The sequence below is a fragment of the Serratia sp. FDAARGOS_506 genome, from assembly GCF_003812745.1.
Taxonomy (GTDB): Bacteria; Pseudomonadota; Gammaproteobacteria; order Enterobacterales; family Enterobacteriaceae; genus Serratia.
In genome coordinates this window covers 1,945,422-1,961,970 of record NZ_CP033831.1, presented here as the reverse complement: position 1 = coordinate 1,961,970, position 16,549 = coordinate 1,945,422, and the positions used below count along the sequence as shown (strand labels likewise).

The 16,549-nt window shown below is 63.0% G+C and carries 20 protein-coding genes; 15 read left to right on the top strand and 5 right to left on the bottom strand.

Annotated elements, in window-relative coordinates; all coding sequences use genetic code 11:
• Positions 1–127 precede the first annotated feature (127 nt).
• Entirely contained in the window at positions 128–1,183 is a 1,056-nt protein-coding gene (locus EGY12_RS09515; protein ID WP_123893233.1) for a permease, read from the bottom strand.
• A gap of 227 nt (positions 1,184–1,410) precedes the next feature.
• Between EGY12_RS09515 and phnF the strand changes: the two genes are divergently transcribed.
• From phnF to phnP, 11 genes are read left to right on the top strand one after another with little or no spacing between them, the layout of a single operon-like run.
• Entirely contained in the window at positions 1,411–2,139 is a 729-nt protein-coding gene (gene phnF, locus EGY12_RS09510) for a phosphonate metabolism transcriptional regulator PhnF (RefSeq protein WP_015376439.1), read from the top strand.
• Complete coding sequence (phnG, locus tag EGY12_RS09505; protein ID WP_019453314.1) at positions 2,140–2,583, top strand: phosphonate C-P lyase system protein PhnG; 444 nt, start codon at positions 2,140–2,142, stop codon at positions 2,581–2,583. It begins immediately after the preceding gene.
• Between the two features lie 3 nt (positions 2,584–2,586).
• The gene (gene phnH / locus EGY12_RS09500) at positions 2,587–3,168 is read left to right on the top strand and encodes a phosphonate C-P lyase system protein PhnH (RefSeq protein ID WP_123893232.1); all 582 of its coding nucleotides are present in this window, start codon (positions 2,587–2,589) and stop codon (positions 3,166–3,168) included.
• Positions 3,168–4,253, top strand: coding sequence for a carbon-phosphorus lyase complex subunit PhnI (locus EGY12_RS09495; protein WP_123893231.1), 1,086 nt, complete (start codon positions 3,168–3,170; stop codon positions 4,251–4,253). Before phnH ends, EGY12_RS09495 begins: the two co-directional genes overlap by 1 nt.
• The gene (locus EGY12_RS09490; RefSeq protein ID WP_004933420.1) at positions 4,246–5,106 is read left to right on the top strand and encodes an alpha-D-ribose 1-methylphosphonate 5-phosphate C-P-lyase PhnJ; all 861 of its coding nucleotides are present in this window, start codon (positions 4,246–4,248) and stop codon (positions 5,104–5,106) included. The genes EGY12_RS09495 and EGY12_RS09490 overlap by 8 nt, the downstream gene beginning before the upstream one ends.
• Entirely contained in the window at positions 5,106–5,894 is a 789-nt protein-coding gene (gene phnK / locus EGY12_RS09485) for a phosphonate C-P lyase system protein PhnK (RefSeq protein WP_038879071.1), read from the top strand. Before EGY12_RS09490 ends, phnK begins: the two co-directional genes overlap by 1 nt.
• A gap of 16 nt (positions 5,895–5,910) precedes the next feature.
• The gene (gene phnL, locus EGY12_RS09480) at positions 5,911–6,615 is read left to right on the top strand and encodes a phosphonate C-P lyase system protein PhnL (protein ID WP_047729228.1); all 705 of its coding nucleotides are present in this window, start codon (positions 5,911–5,913) and stop codon (positions 6,613–6,615) included.
• Positions 6,615–7,751: an alpha-D-ribose 1-methylphosphonate 5-triphosphate diphosphatase gene (gene phnM / locus EGY12_RS09475; RefSeq protein ID WP_102985544.1), complete on the top strand. Its 1,137-nt coding sequence runs from the start codon at positions 6,615–6,617 to the stop codon at positions 7,749–7,751. The genes phnL and phnM overlap by 1 nt, the downstream gene beginning before the upstream one ends.
• The gene (gene phnN / locus EGY12_RS09470) at positions 7,751–8,320 is read left to right on the top strand and encodes a ribose 1,5-bisphosphokinase (RefSeq protein WP_123893230.1); all 570 of its coding nucleotides are present in this window, start codon (positions 7,751–7,753) and stop codon (positions 8,318–8,320) included. Before phnM ends, phnN begins: the two co-directional genes overlap by 1 nt.
• Complete coding sequence (locus tag EGY12_RS09465; RefSeq protein WP_123893229.1) at positions 8,317–8,919, top strand: DapH/DapD/GlmU-related protein; 603 nt, start codon at positions 8,317–8,319, stop codon at positions 8,917–8,919. The genes phnN and EGY12_RS09465 overlap by 4 nt, the downstream gene beginning before the upstream one ends.
• A 12-nt stretch (positions 8,920–8,931) precedes the next feature.
• Positions 8,932–9,714, top strand: a complete 783-nt coding sequence (gene phnP, locus EGY12_RS09460; protein ID WP_123893228.1) for a phosphonate metabolism protein PhnP — start codon at positions 8,932–8,934, stop codon at positions 9,712–9,714.
• Here the strand turns inward: phnP and EGY12_RS09455 are convergent.
• Together EGY12_RS09455 and EGY12_RS09450 are read right to left on the bottom strand one after the other, a co-directional pair.
• Complete coding sequence (locus EGY12_RS09455; RefSeq protein WP_049198715.1) at positions 9,671–10,303, bottom strand: NAD(P)H-binding protein; 633 nt, start codon at positions 10,301–10,303, stop codon at positions 9,671–9,673. The two genes, phnP and EGY12_RS09455, sit on opposite strands and share 44 nt — an antisense overlap.
• Positions 10,304–10,333: 30 nt before the next feature.
• A complete protein-coding gene (locus EGY12_RS09450; protein ID WP_123893227.1) occupies positions 10,334–10,774 on the bottom strand; it encodes a YhbP family protein in 441 nt (146 codons plus the stop codon).
• A gap of 433 nt (positions 10,775–11,207) precedes the next feature.
• On the opposite strand from EGY12_RS09450, the gene speFL reads away from it, so the two are divergent.
• The 4 genes from speFL to EGY12_RS09430 all read left to right on the top strand — a co-directional run bounded on the left by speFL (position 11,208) and on the right by EGY12_RS09430 (position 15,522).
• Complete coding sequence (gene speFL / locus EGY12_RS09445; protein ID WP_004933443.1) at positions 11,208–11,312, top strand: leader peptide SpeFL; 105 nt, start codon at positions 11,208–11,210, stop codon at positions 11,310–11,312.
• Positions 11,313–11,585: 273 nt separating this feature from the next.
• The gene (gene speF, locus EGY12_RS09440) at positions 11,586–13,748 is read left to right on the top strand and encodes an ornithine decarboxylase SpeF (RefSeq protein WP_123893226.1); all 2,163 of its coding nucleotides are present in this window, start codon (positions 11,586–11,588) and stop codon (positions 13,746–13,748) included.
• Positions 13,749–13,810: 62 nt separating this feature from the next.
• Positions 13,811–15,127, top strand: coding sequence for a putrescine-ornithine antiporter (gene potE, locus EGY12_RS09435; protein ID WP_028127578.1), 1,317 nt, complete (start codon positions 13,811–13,813; stop codon positions 15,125–15,127).
• Between the two features lie 86 nt (positions 15,128–15,213).
• A complete protein-coding gene (locus tag EGY12_RS09430; protein WP_148085316.1) occupies positions 15,214–15,522 on the top strand; it encodes a GIY-YIG nuclease family protein in 309 nt (102 codons plus the stop codon).
• On the opposite strand, the gene EGY12_RS09425 is transcribed toward EGY12_RS09430, so the two are convergent.
• The gene (locus EGY12_RS09425) at positions 15,509–16,012 is read right to left on the bottom strand and encodes a GNAT family N-acetyltransferase (RefSeq protein ID WP_049201571.1); all 504 of its coding nucleotides are present in this window, start codon (positions 16,010–16,012) and stop codon (positions 15,509–15,511) included. The genes EGY12_RS09430 and EGY12_RS09425 overlap by 14 nt on opposite strands.
• Positions 16,006–16,533 (bottom strand): SCP2 domain-containing protein, encoded by a 528-nt coding sequence (locus EGY12_RS09420; protein ID WP_172962911.1) that lies wholly within the window; start codon positions 16,531–16,533, stop codon positions 16,006–16,008. The genes EGY12_RS09425 and EGY12_RS09420 overlap by 7 nt, the downstream gene beginning before the upstream one ends.
• Positions 16,534–16,549 lie beyond the last annotated feature (16 nt).

The window sequence follows — 16,549 nt, the reverse complement described above, 5'->3', positions numbered from 1 at the left end:
TTAAATATAGCCATCCATTTTTCTGCCTCCAAATGGCTTAGATAAAACGCTATGCCGGTGCATAAACGCTCAAAGGTGCCATCTCCTCCCTTGAGACAGCATCGGGCCACTCATCAGCAACGGTAAGTTACACCAACCCCATCCCCACCACGCCGGTCAGTGCGCCGCACAGCGCCACCAGCGCCGCCGTCAGGCACAGCGCCCGGGTGGAGAAGGCCTTGTTGAGCATCAGCAGCGAAGGCAGGCTGACCGCCGGCAGGGTCATCAGCAGCGCCAGCGCCGGGCCTGCGCCCATGCCCGCCAGCATCATGGTCTGCACGATCGGGATTTCCGCCGCGGTGGGGATAACGAACAGGCAGCCGACGATCGCCAGAGCAACGATCCACAGCAGGCTATTGTCGACGGCGCCGTCGGCGTGCGGGAACAGCCAGACCCGCGCCGCGCCCAGCGCCAGCACCGCCAGCACGTAGATCGGAATGGTTGACCAAAACAGCGCCCACAGCGCTTTGCCCCAGCGAGCAAGGAACGGCCGTTCGTCGCTCTGCGCCGTCATCACCGGCGGCTGCGGCGCGGCAGGCTGCGGATCGTTGGCGGTCACGCGCTGCACCAGCCAGGCGATGCCCAGCACCATCACCACGCCCGCCACCAGACGGATGGCGGCGAACGGCCAACCGAGCACAAATCCCATGAACACCAGCGTCGCCGGGTTCAATACCGGGTTGGCGAGCCAAAAGGCCAGCGCGGCGCCGCTGGACACCGACTGGCGGCGCATGCCGGCGGCAACCGGTGCGGCACAGCAGGTGCACATCATGCCCGGCAGCGCGATCAGCGCGCCCAGCACGGTGCCGGAAAAACGCCGGTGGCCGAGCGTGCGCGCCAGCCAGTCGCGCGGGATCAGCACCTGCACCAGCGAACCTAACAGCACCCCGAGCAGCGCCGCCTTCCACACTGCGGTGAAGTAGACCAGCGCGTACTGCCAGGCCGCCAGCCAAGGGCTCGCGGCGCCGTCGGCCAGGATCGATTTGCCGATCGAGTGGCTGTCCGCCGCCACGAAGGCCTTGCCGTAGTACGGCTGCCATTTGACGTAGTAGAGGCCGACGGCCACCACCAGCAGAAACAGGATCGGTTTCCACAGCGGCCAGGCGCGTGGGGCATGTTCAGGGGCGTTCAGAGGTTGCGGCATGGTAGCGGCCAGAGTCAGTCAACAGAGGCGCCAGCATAGCGCGCCGCCGCCGCCCGTGCACGCCCGGGCTGTCCTAAATAGTTCATCTGTTCGCCACCGAGGCGTAACGCGATTGTCATCTGCGCCCGTCACCATGATGCCAACGTGAAAACCACAGGGTAGACGCACGATGAAACGCACCGCTTCCGCCTTCATCGCACAGCCATCGGTATGACGAGGTTTTTATTATGATGGAGTTATCTAGACATCCGACCACTTACCCCACCCGCTATCAGCAGATCGCCGCGCAGCTGGAACAGGAGCTGCGCACGCAGTACCGCTGCGGCGACTACCTGCCTTCGGAACAGCAGCTGGCCGAGCGTTATCAGGTCAATCGCCACACCCTGCGCCGCGCGGTGGATCAACTGGTGGAGCGCGGCTGGCTGCAGCGCCGCCACGGCGTCGGCATTCTGGTGCTGATGCGGCCTTACGACTACCCGCTGCACGCCAATACCCGCTTCAGTCAGAACCTGTTCGAGCAGGGCAGCCACCCCACCAGTGAGCGCTTACTCGCTGTCTTGCGCCCGTGCAATGGGCATGTCGCCAGCGCACTTTCGCGTGAAGAAGGCGAAATGGTGATCCACCTGCGCACCCTGCGCCGGGTCAACGGCGTGCCGATGAGCGTGATCGACCACTATCTGCCCGATCTGGACTGGTGGCCGGCGCTGCAGCAGTTCCACAGCGGTTCGCTGCACCAGTTTATCGAACAGCACCTCCAGCAGCCGCTGACCCGCCGCCAGACGCGCATCAGCGCGCGCCGCGCGCAGGCCAAAGAGAGCCGGCTGCTGGAGATCGCCACCCACGCGCCGCTGCTGTGCGTGCGCACCCTTAACGTCCGCAGCGGCGGCGAAGACGTGGCGGAATACTCCGTCAGCCTGGCCCGCGCCGACATGATTGAACTGACGATGGAGCACTGAATGCAAGCCTTAGAGTCGAGACAACGCTGGATGTCGGTGCTGGCGCACAGCCGGCCCGAGCAGCTGCGCAGCCACTGGCAGGCGCTGAACCTCAGCCCGGGCTACCGCAGCATCCGCGCGCCGGAGATCGGCCTGGCCCAGCTGCAGGGGCGCATGGGCGCCACCGGCCGCCGCTTCGTGCTGGGGGACATGACGGTCACCCGCGCGGTGGTGCAGCTGGACAACGGCGGCTACGGCTACAGCTATATCGCCGGGCGCGACAAGGCGCACGCCGAGCTGTGCGCGCTGGCCGATGCGCTGCTGCAACAGCCGGAACACGGCGAGCGCCTGCAACAACAGCTGATCGCGCCGCTGGCCGCGCTGCAGCACGAGCAGCGCCAGCTGCGCGCCCGGGCGATCGCCGCCAGCCGGGTGGATTTCTTTACGCTGGTGCGAGGGGATTAAGCCATGAGTTTATTGACCGGTTTTGAGCAACCGATAGACCAATCGCAGCACGCTTTCCGTTTGATTCTTAAAGCGTTGAGCGAACCGGGCCATCGGGTGACGCTGCCGAACGGCCCGGCCTGGGCGCCGCTGAACGCCGCCAGCACCGCCGTGCTGCTGACGCTGGCCGATCAGGAAACGCCGCTGCAGCTGTGCGCTGCGCTCAAAAGTGAGCAAGTGCTAACAAACATTCGTTTTCACAGCGGTGCGCCGCTGGCCGCCACGGCGCAGGGGGTCTGTTTTGCCCTGTTCGATGAGCAGCTGCAAGCCGCCGATCTGCAGGCGTTGCCGCACGGCACGGAAATCTCGCCGGAGTTCGGCGCCACGGTCATCGTGCAGCTCGCCGAGCTGGAGAACGGCGCCGCGCTGCGCCTGACCGGCCCCGGCATCGAGAGCCAACGCCTGATTGCGCCGCGCCTGCCGCCGGCGCTGCTGGATTATCTGGTCAACCGCCCGCAGCGCTTCCCGCTGGGGCTGGATATTTTGCTGACCTGCGGCGATCGCCTGCTGGCGATCCCGCGGACCACCCGCGTGGAGGTGTGCTGATGTACGTAGCGGTAAAAGGGGGCGAAAAAGCCATTGAGGCCGCCCATCAGCTGCAGGAACAGCTGCGGCGCGGCGACGACGCGCTGCCGGCGATCGGCGCGGAACAAATCGAACAGCAGCTGGGGCTGGCGGTGGATCGGGTGATGACCGAAGGCGGCATCTACGATCGCGAGCTGGCGGCTCTGGCGATCAAACAAGCCAGCGGCGATCTGGTGGAGGCGATCTTCCTGCTGCGCGCCTATCGCACCACCCTGCCGCGCCTGGCGGTCAGCGAGCCGCTGGCCAGCGAAAACATGCGGCTGGAGCGACGCATTTCGGCGGTTTACAAGGACTTGCCCGGCGGGCAGGTGCTGGGGCCGACCTACGACTACACCCACCGGCTGCTGGACTTCGCGCTGCTGGCGGAAGGCGAGGCGCCGCGTGCGCCGCAGGCCGACGAACCGCTGCCGGACAACTGCAGCCACGTGTTCGATCTGTTGTGTCGCCAACAGCTGGCGCGGGAGGAACAGGACGACGGCAGTACGCCGGACGACATTACCCGCAACCCGCCGGTTTACCCCTGCTCACGCTCGGCGCGCCTGCAGCAGCTGGTGCGCGGCGACGAAGGTTTTCTGCTGGCGCTCGGCTACGCCACCCAGCGCGGCTACGGCCGCAACCACCCGTTCGCCGGCGAGATCCGCACCGGCCACGTTTCGGTGGAGATCGTGCCTGAAGAGCTCGGTTTCGCCATCGATATCGGCGAAATTCTGCTAACCGAGTGCGAAATGGTCAACGGCTTCGTCGATCCAAAGGACCACCCACCGCACTTCACCCGCGGTTACGGGCTGGTGTTCGGCCGCGCCGAACGCAAGGCGATGGCGATGGCGCTGGTAGATCGCGCATTGCAAAGCCCCGACTACGGCGAAGGCGTCGCCGGCCCGGCGCAGGACGAAGAGTTCGTGCTAGCCCACGCCGACAACGTCGAGGCCGCCGGCTTCGTCTCCCATCTCAAGCTGCCGCACTACGTCGACTTCCAGGCCGAACTGGAGCTGCTCAAGCGGCTGCGACAGGAATACAGCGAGCATCAGGAGGCCCGCGATGAGTGAAGTATTGACCGGCTATAACCTCGGCTATCTGGACGAACAGACCAAGCGCATGATCCGCCGCGCCATCCTGAAGGCGGTAGCGATCCCCGGCTATCAGGTACCGTTCGGCGGCCGCGAGATGCCGATGCCCTACGGCTGGGGCACCGGCGGCATTCAGCTCACCGCCAGCGTTATCGGCCGCGCCGACGTGCTGAAGGTGATCGACCAGGGCGCCGACGACACCACCAACGCGGTGTCGATCCGCCGCTTCTTCCAGCGCGTCGCCGGGGTGGAAACCACCGAACGCACGCCGGAGGCCACGCTGATCCAAACCCGTCACCGCATTCCGGAAACCGCGCTGCGCGAAGACCAGATCCTGATCTATCAGGTGCCGATCCCGGAGCCGCTGCGCTTTATCGAACCGCGCGAAACCGAGACCCGCAAGATGCACGCGCTGGAGGAGTACGGCGTGATGCAGGTGAAGCTGTATGAAGACATCGCGCGCTACGGCCATATCGCCACCACCTACGCCTACCCGGTGAAGGTCAACGATCGCTACGTGATGGATCCGTCGCCGATCCCGAAATTCGACAACCCGAAAATGCACATGATGCCGGCGCTGCAGCTGTTCGGCGCCGGGCGCGAGAAACGCATCTACGCCCTGCCGCCGTTCACCAAGGTGGAGAGCCTGGACTTCGACGACCATCCGTTCAGCGTGCAACAGTGGGACGAACCCTGCGCGCTGTGCGGCTCGCGCCACAGCTACCTGGACGAGGTGGTGCTCGACGATCGGGGCAACCGCATGTTCGTCTGTTCGGACACCGACTACTGCCGGCAGCAGCTGGCGCAATCTTCGCAAGAGGCGCAGCACTGATGACTTCCACCCCTTTGAGCACCACTCCGCTGCTGTCGGTGAACCGGCTCACCCACCTGTACGCCCCCGGCAAGGGCTTCAGCGACGTGTCGTTCGACATCTATCCCGGCGAAGTGCTGGGCATCGTCGGCGAATCCGGCTCCGGCAAAACCACGCTGCTGAAGTCGATCTCGGCGCGGCTGGCGCCGCAGCGCGGGCAGATCCTTTACCGCCCGCAGGCGGGCCAGGAACAGGATCTGTACGCCATGGCGGAGAGCGATCGCCGCCGCCTGCTGCGCACCGACTGGGGCGTGGTGCACCAGCACCCGCTCGACGGGCTGCGACCGCAGGTCTCCGCCGGCGGCAACATCGGCGAGCGGCTGATGGCCATCGGCCAGCGCCACTATGGCGACATTCGCCGCCAGGCCGGCCAGTGGCTGGAAGACGTCGAAATCCCGCTGTCGCGCCTCGACGATCTGCCGACCACCTTCTCCGGCGGCATGCAGCAGCGGCTGCAGATCGCCCGCAATCTGGTCACCCACCCCAAGCTGGTGTTTATGGATGAGCCGACCGGCGGGCTGGACGTATCGGTGCAGGCGCGCCTGCTCGATCTGCTGCGCAACCTGGTGGTGGAAATGCAGCTGGCGGCAGTGATCGTCACCCACGATCTCGGCGTGGCGCGGCTGCTGGCCCACCGCCTGCTGGTGATGAAACAGGGCGAAGTGGTGGAGAGCGGCCTGACCGACCGGGTGCTGGACGATCCGCACCATCCCTACACCCAGCTGCTGGTTTCTTCGGTGCTGTCGTAACCCAAGGCGATAACAGATGACTATGCAAATCCGAGTTGAACATCTCAGTAAAACCTTTGTGCTGCACCAGCAGTACGGCACCCGCCTGCCGGTGCTGCACGACGCCAACCTGACGGTCCACGGCGGCGAATGCGTGGTGCTGCACGGCCACTCCGGCAGCGGCAAATCCACCCTGCTGCGCTCGCTGTACGCCAACTACCTGCCGGACAGCGGCCATATCTGGATCAACCACCAGGGCGACTGGCTGGACATGGTCAGCGCCGACGCGCGCCAAATTCTGGCGGTGCGCCGCCATACGCTGGGCTGGGTCAGCCAGTTCCTGCGGGTGATCCCGCGCATCAGCGCGCTGGAGGTGGTGATGCAGCCGCTGCTGGAACAGGGCGTCGAACGCGCTGAGTGCCGTGAACGCGCCGAAGCGCTGCTCGCTGCGCTCAACGTACCGCAGCGCCTGTGGCCGCTGGCGCCGTCCACCTTCTCCGGCGGCGAGCAGCAGCGGGTGAACATCGCGCGCGGCTTTATCGTCGATTACCCCATTCTGTTGCTGGACGAACCGACCGCCTCGCTCGACAGCCGCAACAGCGCGGCGGTGGTGCAGCTTATCGAACGCGCCAAGGCGCGCGGCGCGGCGATCGTCGGCATTTTTCACGATGAAGGTGTCCGCCAACAGGTCGCCGACCGGCTTTATGATATGCAGGCGCCGCAGGCGCTGGAGGCCCTCTGATGATCGTCAATAACGTTAAGCTGGTGCTGGATGACCAGGTGGTGCAAGGCTCGCTGGAGATGCAGGACGGCGTGATCCGCAGCTTCGCCGACGGCCCGAGCCGGCTGCCGCAGGCGCTGGACGGCGACGGCGGCTGGCTGCTGCCGGGGCTGATCGAGCTGCATACCGACAACCTGGACAAGTTCTTCACTCCGCGCCCGAACGTCGACTGGCCGGCCCATTCGGCGATGAGCAGCCACGACGCGCTGATGGTGGCCAACGGCATCACCACGGTATTGGATGCGGTGGCGATCGGCGACGTGCGCGACGGCGGCCACCGGCTGGAAAACCTGCAGAAGATGATCGACGCGGTGATCCACAGCCAGCGCGCCGGGGTGAACCGCGCCGAGCACCGGCTGCACCTGCGCTGCGAGCTGCCGCACGAGAGCACCCTGCCGCTGTTCGAACAGCTGATGGACAAGCCGGGCGTGTCGCTGGTGTCGCTGATGGACCACTCGCCGGGCCAGCGCCAGTTCGCCTCGCGCGAAAAATACCGCGAATACTATCAGGGCAAATACCACCTCAACGACCAGCAGATGAGTGAGTACGAGGAGGAGCAGGTCGCCCTGTCCGCCCGCTGGGCCGCGCCGAACCGCGAGGCGATCGCCGCCCACTGCCGCGCGCGCCGCATCTCGCTGGCCAGCCATGACGACGCCACCGCCGCGCACGTGGCCGAATCCTGCGCGCTGGGCAGCGCCATCGCCGAGTTCCCCACCACCGAGGCAGCCGCCCGCGCCTCGCACCAGCAGGGCCTGCAGGTGCTGATGGGCGCGCCGAACATCGTGCGCGGCGGTTCCCACTCCGGCAACGTGGCGGCGCACCACCTGGCGGCGCTGGGGGTGCTGGATATCCTCTCTTCCGATTATTACCCGGCCAGCCTGCTGGACGCGGCGTTTCGCCTCGCGGCGGACGAGCGCAACGCCTACGACCTGCCCCAGGCAGTGCGCATGATCACCCGCAACCCGGCGCGGGCGCTGGATCTGCAGGATCGCGGTACCCTCGCTGAAGGATTGCGGGCGGATCTGGTGCTGGCGCGGCCGCACGGCGAGCACGTTTATGTGCAGAACGTATGGCGCCAGGGCAGGCAGGTGTTCTGATGGCGCGGCTCATCTACCTGATGGGGCCTTCCGGCGCAGGCAAGGACAGCCTGCTGACCGCGCTGCGGGCCGACACCGACCGCGCGCCGATGGTGGCGCACCGTTACATCACCCGGCCGGCGGACGCCGGCTGCGAGAATCATATCGCGCTGAGCGAACCCGAATTTCTGCGCCGCCGCGCCAAGGGGCTGTTCGCGCTCGACTGGCAGGCCCACCAGCAGCGCTACGCGTTCGGGATCGAGGTGGATCTTTGGCTGCTGCAGGGGATCGACGTGGCGGTCAACGGTTCGCGCGCCCACCTGCCGCAGGCGCAGCAGCGCTATGGTGCGCAGCTGCTGCCGGTATGCCTGCAGGTCAACGCCGCGATCCTGCGCCGGCGCCTGCAGGATCGCGGGCGAGAAAGCGCCGAACAGATCGAGCTGCGGCTGGCGCGGGCGGCGGAATATCAGCAGAGTCTGCCCGCCGGCTGCCGAGTGCTGCACAACGATGGCCCACTCGACGACACCCTGGCGGCGCTGCTGGCGCTGCTGCCTACCGCCACTCGACAAGCTCAGGACGCGACGCCATGACCGACTTTGCCCAGCCGAAAATCGGCGACAACGTGACCCTTAACCGCACCCGGCTCGGCCAATATGTGCATCTGGCCGACGATGCGATCCTGGAAGAGGTGGAGATGGGGGACTACTCCTACACCGCCGGGCACAACCAGATCTTTTACGCCACTATCGGCAAGTTCGTCTCCATCGCCTCCTATGCGCGCATCAATCCCGGCAACCACCCGACCTACCAGCGCATCGCACAGCACCACTTTACCTACCGCGCCTCTGAATACGGTCTGGGAGAAGACGACGCGGCGTTCTTCGACTGGCGGCGCGAGCACCACGTCACCGTCGGCCACGACGTGTGGATCGGCCATAACGCCATCCTGATGCCGGGCGTCAGCGTCGGCAACGGCGCGGTGATCGGCAGCGCGGCGGTGGTCACCAAGGACGTGGAGCCCTACAGCATCGTCGCCGGCGTGGCGGCTAAAAAGATCGGCATGCGCTTTGACGACGCGCTGATAGAACGCATCGAACGCAGCCAGTGGTGGCACTGGGATCACGCCACGCTGCAGGCGCGGCTGGCGGATTTTCGCGACATCAACCGCTTTGCCCAGAAGTACCTTTAACGGAGGGGAGCGATGCAACTGACCTTTCTCGGCACCGGCGGCGCACAGCAGGTGCCGGTGTTCGGCTGCGACTGCCTGATCTGCCAACGGGCGCGGCGCGAGCCGGCATTTCGGCGGCGAGCGTGCAGCGCCATGCTTAACTATCAGGGGGAAACGACCTTATTGGATGCGGGATTGCCAGCTTTGGAGCGGCGGTTTTCGGCGGGGCAAATTCAACGTTTTTTACTGACACATTACCACATGGATCACGTTCAGGGGTTATTTCCTTTGCGTTGGGGGTGCGGAAATTCCATTCCGGTGTATGGCCCGCCGGATGAACAGGGCTGCGACGACCTGTTCAAACACCCCGGCATTCTGGCGTTTCAGCCGCCGCTGGCGCCCTTTGCCACCGTCAAGCTGGGCGGCATGCGCATCACCCCGCTGCCGCTGCAACACTCCAAACTGACCCACGGCTATCTGATCCAGGCGGCGGGCGCTTCGCTGGCCTACCTGACCGACACCGTCGGCCTGCCGCCGGCCACCGCCGACTATCTGCAAAACGTGGCGCTGGATCTGCTGGTGCTCGATTGCAGCCTGCCGCCGCAGCCGCAGGCGCCGCGCAACCACAATGACCTGACCCGCGCGCAGGAGACGCAGCGGTTGCTGCAGCCCAAACGCACGCTGCTGACGCACATCAGCCATCATCTCGATCTGTGGCTGCTGGACAACGAACTGCCCGCCGGGCTAGAGCTGGCGTTCGATCACCTCAGCGTCAGCCTCGGTAGCAGTGCAGCCGATCCGACTCCAGCACCCTGACCCCTTCGCCCGGCGTGAACGCCTGCTGCAGCAGCGTTTGCGCCACGTCTTTGGCGGAGACGGCGCGCCATTTGCCGGGCAGCAGCCTGAACAGCGGCAGCGTGAGGCGCTCCATCAGGCGCGGCGCGGGGCGATCCCCCACCAGCATGGAAGGCCGCACCAGCGTCAGGCGCGGCCAGTGCTGTTCGCGCAGCGCCTGCTCCATCTCGCCTTTGGTGCGGTTATACAGGAAGGTGGAATCCGCGTTGGCGCCCAACGCGCTCACCACCAGACAGTGCTGCGCCCCCAAGCGGCGGCCGGTCAGCGCGCTCTCCACCACCAGTTGATAATCGACGTAGCGGAAGGCATCGGCGCTGCCCGCCGCCCGGCGGGTGGTGCCCAGGCAGCAAAACACCAGATCGACCGGCTGCTGCAGGCTACTCAGCAGTTCGAACAGCGCATCGCCGACCGGGTTGGTCAGCTTGCCGTGCGGCGGCAGCGGCGTGCGCGTCGGCGCCACAATGGCCGTTATCTGCGGATCGCTTTGCAACCGCTGTAGCAACTCGCGCCCCACCAGCCCGGTTGCGCCGACTAACAGTGCTCGCGCCATGCAATCTCCCGTTGTAATCAATACGTCGACTTAAAGTATAGACCGCGCCCAATGCAGCTTCTTGCCGAAGCCGAGGGTGTTGTCGGTCATCTTCACCTCGTGCAGATCCAGCCGCCAAACCGAGGCCTTCATCGCCCTGGCGATCGGGAAGCGCTTGCAGTAACGCGCGCGCGCCGCCTCGGCTTCTTCGCCGCTCAGCAGCACCGCCTCGGCGCGGTACTGCACGCCGCGGATCAGCGCGATGCTTTTCGGCTTCGGCGCGATGGTGCCAACCACCCGGCCGTTGTTCAGCATCAGCCCGCCGTGGCGGGTGTGCGGTTCGGTCATCAGCCACAGCGCCATCGTCGTAGCATCGAACACGTAAAAACAGTTGGCGCACCACATGTCGAGGCCGTCGCCGGCGCACAGCGTCAAGACGTGTTGTTTGCCGATGAAATCCGCAATCTGCTGCCGTTGTTCTGGGGTATTCAAGGTTACTCGCCTCCCTGTTCACTCACTTCATCTTACCCTGCGTTGTTGAGGCGAGTCACAAATAACGATAATCATCAAAAACCCAAAGTGAATATAAATACACAATAAATGCATCTTTATTAATTTAAGCCCGAAGCGGGCTTATAACATAAAAAATACAAGACGGATTTATTTGATCGTTATGCAACCGGTTAATCGCGCGATTTTATTTTTCCTATCCTGACGGGATGCAAAATTAGCGCATCGCCCCGGCACCGATTAGCAATTCGTTTACATGCCCGTTGGCCCACCTTAACGCTGTTTATGCAACTCATTGCATAACAGGTGAATAGTTATTTATAAATACCGGCATTTATGTGACTTTCATCACGATTTTTAGCCCACCTTGCGTTAAAATAGCGCCATCTTTTCACTCAGCAAGGTGGATTAGAAAATGGAAAACAATAACCGAAAAATGGCGCATATCAGGCGCACAACCCATATTATGATGATGGCTCATCGCAGCTGCTTTAGCTTCGCATTCTTCAACTACAGATAACCCTCCCCCCTCGCTCTTACGCCGTTGATAAGAGTGTCATTGCGTTTTTATTTATTCTCCGCACGCCGGTGATAATATCGCTTTCTCGCTAACCGGGAAGGACACGCAATTCATTTTTAATTTCGGCCAAGCGCATCCAAGCTAAATAAAACAGCGAACACAGTTAATGCCTTCGGCATCGCTGGGTTCTCGCACACCTTTATTTTCGTGAAGGCGTTAACGGCAAATGGAATTATTTGCCGACGGACTGCCTTTGCCTGAAGAATGAGAAAAATGAAAAAATTAAAAATTGCCGCCAACACCCAAACCCTCGGCTGCTTTGAAACTGAACGCGACATCGTCGATGTGCATCACAGCGATTTTAATGACGTCGCCGCCATCGTGCTGTCGGTAGACGACGTCACGCAAGGCATGGTGGCGCGCATCGAAGAGCACGGCCTGAACATTCCGCTGTTCGTCGCCGTCTGCTGCGAAGAAGAGCTGGATAACGCCATATTGCCGGCGCTGCACGGCGTGTTTGAGCTGTGCGGCAAGAATACCCAGTTCTACGGCAAACAGCTGGAGGCCGCCGCCGCCAAATATGAGAGCGAACTGCTGCCACCGTTCTTCAACACGCTGACGCAGTACGTGGAAATGGGCAACGCCACCTTCGCCTGCCCCGGCCACCAGGGCGGCGAGTTCTTCCGCAAACACCCGGCGGGCCGCCAGTTCTTCGACTTCTACGGCGAAACGCTTTTCCGCTCCGACATGTGCAACGCCGACGTCAAACTGGGCGACCTGTTGATCCACGAAGGCGCGCCTTGCGCCGCGCAGCAGCACGCTGCCAAGGTGTTCAACGCCGACAAGACCTACTTCGTGCTCAACGGCACCTCGGCCTCGAACAAGGTGGCGACCAACGCCCTGCTGACGCGCGGCGATCTGGTGTTGTTCGACCGCAACAACCATAAATCCAACCACCACGGCGCGTTGATCCAGGCCGGTGCCACGCCGGTTTACCTGGAAACCGCCCGCAACCCGTTCGGCTTTATCGGCGGCATCGACGCGCACTGCTTCGACGAACGCTACCTGCGCCAACAGATCCGCGAAGTGGCGCCGGAACGCGCCAACGAAGCCCGCCCGTTCCGCCTGGCGATCATCCAGCTCGGCACCTACGACGGCACCATCTACAACGCCCGCCAGGTGGTCGACAAAATTGGCCACCTGTGCGACTACATCCTGTTCGACTCCGCCTGGGTGGGCTATGAGCAGTTCATTCCGATGATGAAAGACTGCTCGCCGCTGCTGCTGGAACTGAACGAAAACGATCCCGGCATCATCGTCACCCAGTCGGTGCACAAACAGCAGGCCGGCTTCTCGCAAACCTCGCAGATCCACAAAAAAGACAAGCACATCAAGGGCCAGAGCCGCTACTGCAACCACAAGCGCTTCAACAACGCCTTTATGCTACACGCCTCCACCAGCCCGTTCTATCCGCTGTTCGCCGCGCTGGACGTCAATGCCAAGATGCACGAAGGCAAAAGCGGCCAGCGCCTGTGGCAGGAGTGCGTGCGCGTGGGGATCGAAGCGCGCAAAATGCTGCTGGACACCTGCACGATGATCAAACCGTTCGTGCCGGATCAGATCGACGGAAAGCCGTGGCAGGCCTATGACACCGCGACGATGGCCAACGATCTGCGCTTCTTCAACTTCGTGCCCGGCGAAAAATGGCACGCCTTTGAGGGTTATGCCGAATCGCAGTACTTCGTCGATCCGTGCAAACTGCTGCTTACCACGCCGGGCATCGATACCGCCACCGGCAGCTACAGCGAGTTCGGTATCCCGGCGACCATTCTGGCCAACTACCTGCGTGAAAACGGCATCGTGCCGGAAAAATGCGATCTCAACTCGATCCTGTTCCTGCTGACGCCGGCGGAAGACATCGCCAAGATGCAGCATCTGGTGGCCCTGATCGCCCGCTTCGAGAAGCACATCGAGCAGAACTCCCTGCTCAGCGAGGTGCTGCCTGCGGTCTATAAAAACCACCAGCAGCGCTACAAAAACTACACCATCCGCCAGCTGTGCCAGGAAATGCACGACCTTTACGTCAGCTACGACGTTAAAGAGCTGCAAAAAGAGATGTTCCGCAAAAGTTATTTCCCGCGCGTGGTGATGAATCCGCAGGACGCCAATACCGAGTTCGTGCGCGGCAATGTGGAATTGGTCTCGCTGGCTAAAGCCGAGGGCCGCATCGCCGCCGAAGGCGCCCTGCCTTACCCGCCTGGCGTGCTGTGCGTGGTGCCCGGTGAAATTTGGGGCGGCGCCGCGCAGCGTTATTTCCTGGCACTGGAAGAAGGCATCAACTTATTGCCTGGATTCGCTCCGGAATTGCAGGGCGTTTATATCCAACAGGATGAGGATGGCTGGAACCGCGCTTACGGCTACGTCATGAAAAATTAATCACCTTACGGGGCGGCGATTATTTTCGCCGCCCGGATCGCATCCTAAAAGAGAAAATGATCATGAGTAAGTCCAATAATAAAATGGGGGTCGTGCAATTAACGATCCTGACCGCCGTGAATATGATGGGTTCCGGCATAATTATGCTGCCAACCAAGCTGGCCGAAGTGGGCACGATTTCGATCGTTTCCTGGCTGGTGACCGCCGTCGGCTCGATGGCGCTGGCCTACGCGTTCGCCAAATGCGGCATGTTCAGCCGTAAATCCGGCGGCATGGGCGGCTACGCCGAATACGCCTTCGGCAAATCAGGCAACTTTATGGCGAACTACACCTACGGCGTTTCGCTGCTGATCGCCAACATCGCCATCGCCATTTCCGCCGTCGGCTACGGCACCGAGCTGTTTGGCGCTACGCTCAGTCCGCTCGGGATCTGTATCGCCACCATCGGCGTACTGTGGCTTGCGACCGTCGCCAACTTCGGCGGTGCGCGCATCACCGGCAAAATCAGCGGCATCACCGTCTGGGGCGTGATCATCCCGGTGGTGGGCATCTCGGTCATCGGCTGGTACTGGTTCAGCGGCAGCGCCTACGTCGCCGCCTGGAACCCGCATCAGGTGCCGACCTTCGAAGCCATCGGCGCCTCGATCTCGATGACCCTGTGGGCTTTCCTGGGGCTGGAATCCGCCTGCGCCAACACCGACGTGGTGGAAAACCCGGAGCGCAACGTGCCGATCGCCGTACTGGGCGGTACCCTCAGCGCGGCGGTGATCTATATCGTTTCGACCAACGTGATCGCCGGCATCGTGCCGAACATGGATCTGGCCAACTCCACCGCCCCATTCGGGCTGGCGTTCTCCCACATGTTCAACCCGACGGTCGGCAAGATCATCATGGCGCTGATGGTCATGTCCTGCGTCGGCTCGCTGCTCGGCTGGCAGTTCACCATCGCTCAGGTGTTCAAATCCTCCGCCGACAGCGGCTTCTTCCCGAAAATCTTCTCCAAGCTGAGCAAGGCCGACGCGCCGGTTAAAGGCATGCTGACCATCGTCGTCATCCAGAGCGGCCTGTCGCTGATGACTATCAGCCCGTCGCTGAACAAGCAGTTCAACGTGCTGGTGAACCTGGCGGTGGTGACCAACATCATCCCTTACATCCTGTCGATGGCGGCGCTGGTCATTATTCAGAAAGTGGCGAAGGTGCCGGACAACAAGGCGCGCATCGCCAATATCATCGCCGGCATCGGCGCGCTGTACAGCTTCTACGCGCTCTACAGCTCCGGTGAGGAAGCGATGATGTGGGGCGCCATCGCCACCTTCCTCGGCTGGACGCTGTACGGCATCGTCTCACCGCGCTTCGAGCTGGCGGGAAAAAAGGGGTAAAGCGGTAGGGCTCCGGCGGCCAGGGATGGGATTGTGATGGCGAACATGCCATCATACGCCGACCCTGGCCACCGAAACGGCGTACGATGACCGACACTTCCCCCACTCTCTGGCACCTCTACATGCTGCGTTTACCGAGCGGCATGCTGTATACCGGAATCACCACCGACGTGGCGCGCCGCCTGGCGCAGCATCAGGCCGGCAAAGGCGCCAAGGCGCTGCGCGGCAAAGGGGAATTGACGCTGGCGTTTCACTGCCAGGTGGGGGATCGCTCAACGGCGCTGAAGCTGGAATACCGCGTCAAACAGCTGAGCAAAATACAAAAAGAGCGGCTGGTGAGTCACCCGCCGCTGTCGTTGGAGTATCTATTACCCGTCGTCGTTAAAAGCGATTAAACGGCGCCGAAAAAGCCACTTCGCCGCTGACGCCATTCAGGGCGTCTTCCGCCAGCGGGTAGACCTGGAACGCGCTTTCCGTGTCCGGCCAGCGGCAGTGCAGGCCATAGGCGGCGGCCGGTTTAAAGCCGAAGCGGCCGTAGTAGGCCGGCTCGCCCAGCACCACCACCGCGGCGTAGCTGAATTCGTTCAGCGAATCCAAGCCTTCGTACACCAGCTTTTCAGCCAGCCCCTGGCGGCGCAGGCTTTCATCTACCGCCAGCGGCGCCAGCGCCACCCATTGGCGGTCTTCGCCAGCCACGTCTACCGGGCTGAACGCGGCGTAACCCACTACCCCGCCTTCGTCGTCAGTGGCGACCACACCCAGCGTCAGCAGGCCGTCTTCGCGCAGCTGCTGCACCAGATCGGCTTCGTCGTCGCGGCCAAAGGCGCGGCGCAGCAAGGCGTCGATGCCCGCCGCGTCTACCGGGATCTCTACGCGGATCAGCATGATACCGGCACACGGGAAGCCGACGCCGTGCCCTCCTGCAACCCTGCTTCGACAAAATCAGCCAACTGCAACAGCCCCATGCGCAGCGGCGCAGGCATGCTTTCCAGCTCGATGGCGTCCATCAAATTTTTCACATACAGGCCCAATTCGGTATCCCCTTCAATCTGCAGCCGACGCTGAAAGAACAGCGTATCCGGATCTTGCTTGCGCGCCGCGATCAGGATCAGATCGTTGGCATCGCCGCTGAAGCTGACGTCCGCTTCGGCGTGCTGGCTGACCACCAGTTTGTCGTTTTCTACCGTCATAAACCATTGTAGCGCCAGATCGCGAACTTCGATCTTCAACCAGCGCGATTCGAGAAATTCCAGATCGCCATCCGCCAACGCCTGGCGAAACTGCCAGCTCAGCACCTGTTGCAGCAACTGACGCTGCAGAACGAACGGCGTGAATTTCAGCGGGATGCGCAGCAGCGACGGCCCCTGGCGCACAAGGCGTGCTCGTAGTTGTTCCAACACGGTCATCCACTCCTTTCAATAC